Raw genomic sequence first — 4,203 nt, 5'->3', positions numbered from 1 at the left:
GCATTTCATGCCGCAAGTATATCAAACACCTGTCGCTTTACTAATGAAAAAGTTAGTAACCGCCCATTTGATTGAGTAGAGGGTTATGCTGCCTGTAGCAGCCGGGCCGGGGGAACCCCTCCTATAGCCGTGTTGGGTCGTTCGTTATTGTATTGCCACAGCCACTGGGTGGCTAACAGTTGGGCATGGGCAACGCTGTTAAACTCATGCAGATCCAGCCATTCATGTCGCACCGTCCGGTTGAAACGCTCCACATAGGCATTCTGAGTAGGCTTGCCCGGCTGGATGTAGATCAGCGTTATCCGGTTCTTGTTTGCCCAAGCTACCAGCGACTGCGAGATATACTCCGGGCCATTGTCACAGCGAAGTGCCGATGGCTTACCGCGCCATTCAATGATCTGTTCCAGCGCGCGAATCACGCGAGAAGCTGGCAGCGACAAGTCGACTTCAATCCCCAGACCTTCGCGGTTGTAATCGTCAAGCACATTGAACGTGCGGAAGCTCTTACCGCTGACCAGCTGATCACTCATGAAGTCCATCGACCAGACCTGGTTTGGCGCAGTCGGAACACCCAGCTCACCAGGGTAATCCCGCTTGATCCGCCGCTTGGGCTTGATTCGCAGGTTTAGCTCGAGCTGCCGGTAGATGCGGTAGACCCGTTTGTGATTCCACGGGTAGCCCTTTACGTTACGCAGGTACAGGAAGCACAGCCCAAACCCCCAGCGCTTGTGGGTCTGCGTGAGCTTCAGCAGCCACTCTGCAATCAGGGCATTCTCGCCATCCAGCTTTGCCTGATAGCGATAGCAGGTTTCGCTGATGCCGTACACCACACAGGCCAGCCGGATGCTGATACCGTGTTTGGCGACACCTTTTCCGGCCATCTCCCGGCGTTGAGATGGCCTTACAGCTTTCCCTCGAGGGCTTCCTGGCGCAGCTCCGCCTTGATTCGCTCCTCGGCATACATCTTCTTCAGGCGAGCATTTTCCGCCTCCAGCTCCTTCAGTCGCTTCATCAGCGAGGCATCCATACCACCAAACTTGGCCCGCCACTGATAGATCAGTGCCGTGCTGACGTTGTGCTCTCGGGCCAAGTCCGCGACCGGGACGCCCGCTTCGTGCTGCTTCAGGACCGCCAGTATCTGGCTGTCGGAAAATCGAGACTTCTTCATGCACCGCTCCTTCTGCGATCATTGTAAAAGCCTCTACTCAAAATCTCGATTATTTTCTGGGGGGATTACAGTAGGCCCGCATTCCCTCCCGCAACTGCTCCAGAGCGTTGTCCTGATTTGCGCGGGCTTGTTGCACTTCGCAGCGCAAGCGTTCCAGATTAAAGCGAAGGGCCTCGGTAAACAGCACTTCCTTGGTCGTGAAATAGCGGTACACGGTACCCTTGCCCACACCCGCGGCTGCGGCCACGGTTTCCACGTCGGCCGTCTGATAGCCCTTGTCGGCAAAGATACGGGTCGCTGCGGTGAGGATCTCAGCGACACGCTCTTCGGCGGATTTGTTGACGCGCTTGGGTTTGTTGGCTGGGAGCATAGTACATGCCTCACTTGGACGGACCAGTCAGTCCGTATATGTTACTATCGCGAGCCCAACCTCGCAACTCTGCCGCAAGTACTCTGCCGAGAGCAGGAAACGATGATCCAGAAACAGCTGATCGACAAGACACCCGACCAGCTGAAGTTGCGTTACGCCCTGTGGACTCGTGAAGCGGTACAGCAACTGATTCAGCAGGTCACGGGCTTGAAACTCGCCATTCGCACCGTGGGCGAGTATCTCAAGCGCTGGGGTCTTACCGTTCAGAAGCCGAAGAAGAAGGCCTATGAGCAGCACCCTGCTGAGGTCCAGCGTTGGCTGGACGAAGAATACCCCTCGATTCACGCCCGAGCGAAGGCAGAAAATGCCGAGATTTACTGGGGTGATGAGACCGGTCTCAGAAACGACTGCCAGCACACGCGAGGCTATGCGCCGAGAGGCCAAACCCCCGTCATCCGGCTCAATGCCAAGCGGGAGTCGATCAATCTGATTTCCGCGGTGACCAACCAGGGCAAGGTGCGCTTTCGGTTCTTCGACGGCACGATGAATGCCGACCTCCTGATCGATTTCATGAAGCGGCTGATCAAGGATGCGCAGCGCAAAGTTTTCCTGATTCTCGACAACTTGCACGTTCATCACGCCCGCAAGGTCAAGGCGTGGCTGGCTGAGCATGAGGATGAAATAGAAGCCTTCTACCTGCCGGCCTACTCCCCGGAACTGAATCCCGACGAATATCTGAACTGTGACTTGAAGGCCGGCGTTCATAGCGGTCAGCCAGCACGTAACAAGAAGGAACTGAAGTCGAAGGCAATGAGCCACCTGCGAAAACTGCAAAAGCTCCCTGGGCGATCTGCCAAATACTTCGAAGCTGAGTTCATCCGCTATGCCGCCTGATATCTATTTGAGCGCCGGGTTAATATTAGACGATCCGATAGAGCAGGGTTTGCTCGGGCCGGTGACGCTGGTAACGACCAGCATTCTCGTCCCGGCTGGCCATCCCGGCCGCCACATGGGGCATGACCCGCGCCCTTGGGATACTGTTTTTATCCAGTGTTTCGACGACCGGTTGAATCCACCCAGTATTTATCGATCCGATACTTTGACAGGCTGGCCGCGGCTGTATTGAAGCCTCGGTAGGCAACGTCGGCAATTCCTACGACAACGCGCTGGCAGAGACGATTAACGGATTGTACAACGGAGGCCATTCGGCACAGTGGCCCCTGGCGGACAAGTGATGATGTGGAGTACGCTACACTCGAATGGGTCGATTGGTTCAATAACCGCCGGCTGCTGGAGCCCCTCGGCAATATCCCGCCGGCGGAATTTGAAAGGACGTATTATCGCCTGCAATAGGAGTCAGCCAAAGCGGCCTGACTCAAACAAAACCGGAAATCTGAATAAAATGGATGCACTCCAACTGGAAGAAGTATACGAACTATTCAGCGCTGGTGTCGGTGCTCATAGTGATATGTCACTGAAATTTGTTTGCACTGAGGGAAACAGGGTGGTATTGGAAATGCCCTTCCAGATAAAACATGCAACGGCGCATGAAAATGGGTCATTGCACCCTGGTGCTCTGGCAGCCGCACTGGACAGTGCCTGCGGTTTCGTTGTTCTCCATAGCCTCGCTTTGCCACAGTCCATTGCGACCATCAACCTGCGAATCGACCACATACATCCTGCCCCCGTAGGCACTGATGTTCGAATCCAGGCGGAGTGCTACCAGCAGACTAACGAGTTTGCCTATGTCAGTGCATTCGCCTGCAGCCTGGACGGGAAAACGATGTTGTGTAACGCGCAAGGTATTTTCAAAATTGGTAGCCCAGGTCCCGCTCTGGATCGAAGCTTGCTCTATCGACGAGGTGGTTAATCAGGATGGACAAACATCTACTCCAGTTTCTCGACGAGACGCCCTATGCAAAAAATTACGGGACCCAGCTTGTCAGATACGAACCAAGTGTCGAATGCCTGACTCCTTGGGCTGAGAATTTTACTGGTAACCCATTGTTGCAAGCGTGGCACGGAGGAGTAATTATAGGCGTTCTCGAGCTTACCGGTGCGCTGCAAGCTTTAAAGGTATCAGCCGATACTGTGTGCCCACTCCTATCAGCCAACATCAATTTTCTACGCCCCACCAAGGGTGATCTAGCCGTGCGTACACGCGCTTACCTTGTTCGAAGTGGCAGGCAAATTTTGAATATCGATGTCATCGCCTGGCAAGTCTCGCTGCAAGAGCCCACTGCTGCGGCAACACTGGCTTTTGCGAGACGTAGTTAGTGCCTGTCCCAAAATGCCAAATTAATGAAAGTTCTGAGAATTGAGAATCGCTGACCAAAAAAGATCCCCGGATGGTTGTATGATTGAGTTCGCGAAAACCTGTTCTTAGTCAGTGTTCGGTAGCGCCCACACAGGCGTTTTTGGGCGCGCCAGGCAATGGCTTTGGCATCTTCACTGGCCGCCACCGCCTTGCGTTTCAAATCCATCGTCTGCCGGGCGGGAAAGCGGTAGCTCCAGGCCGACTCGATCAACATGCGCCGTGCGCGGCCATTCCCGGTCACCCAAGTTCGACAGCAAATAATGTAACTCTTTGATTTCATTGAGTCTCGTTTTCAAAATTGCCACTACAGCAGCGGCAGCTGCTCCGGATTACCCGGTTTTTCCACTC

6 protein-coding genes and 1 pseudogene are annotated in these 4,203 nt (G+C 54.6%); 4 read left to right on the top strand and 3 right to left on the bottom strand.

The genetic code is table 11. The features are described from left to right. Positions 1–83: 83 nt before the first annotated feature. Positions 84–1,168 (bottom strand): IS3 family transposase gene (locus ACYVGS_RS17825; RefSeq protein WP_460590038.1). Its coding sequence is split into 2 segments (ribosomal slippage): positions 84–907 and positions 907–1,168, totalling 1,086 coding nucleotides; the frame shifts between segments, so codons are not numbered across the junction. A gap of 49 nt (positions 1,169–1,217) precedes the next feature. Continuing rightward, a complete protein-coding gene (locus tag ACYVGS_RS17820) occupies positions 1,218–1,538 on the bottom strand; it encodes a TetR/AcrR family transcriptional regulator (RefSeq protein WP_460590040.1) in 321 nt (106 codons plus the stop codon). Between ACYVGS_RS17820 and ACYVGS_RS17815 the strand changes: the two genes are divergently transcribed. From ACYVGS_RS17815 to ACYVGS_RS17800, 4 genes and pseudogenes are all read left to right on the top strand, one after another. Then, positions 1,434–2,432: an IS630 family transposase gene (locus ACYVGS_RS17815; RefSeq protein WP_460590039.1), complete on the top strand. Its 999-nt coding sequence runs from the start codon at positions 1,434–1,436 to the stop codon at positions 2,430–2,432. The genes ACYVGS_RS17820 and ACYVGS_RS17815 overlap by 105 nt on opposite strands. Before the next feature lie 180 nt (positions 2,433–2,612). Further along, a pseudogene (locus ACYVGS_RS17810) lies at positions 2,613–2,891 on the top strand (integrase core domain-containing protein); the annotation flags it as partial. Between the two features lie 49 nt (positions 2,892–2,940). Then, entirely contained in the window at positions 2,941–3,408 is a 468-nt protein-coding gene (locus tag ACYVGS_RS17805) for a PaaI family thioesterase (protein ID WP_460590037.1), read from the top strand. A 5-nt stretch (positions 3,409–3,413) separates the two neighbouring features. Continuing rightward, complete coding sequence (locus ACYVGS_RS17800; protein WP_460590036.1) at positions 3,414–3,815, top strand: PaaI family thioesterase; 402 nt, start codon at positions 3,414–3,416, stop codon at positions 3,813–3,815. Here the strand turns inward: ACYVGS_RS17800 and ACYVGS_RS17795 are convergent. Then, positions 3,812–4,135 (bottom strand): hypothetical protein, encoded by a 324-nt coding sequence (locus ACYVGS_RS17795; RefSeq protein WP_460590035.1) that lies wholly within the window; start codon positions 4,133–4,135, stop codon positions 3,812–3,814. The two genes, ACYVGS_RS17800 and ACYVGS_RS17795, sit on opposite strands and share 4 nt — an antisense overlap. Between the last annotated feature and the right edge of the window lie 68 nt (positions 4,136–4,203).

The organism is Haliea atlantica (assembly GCF_054779855.1).
This window is presented reverse-complemented; position numbering and strand designations above follow the sequence as displayed.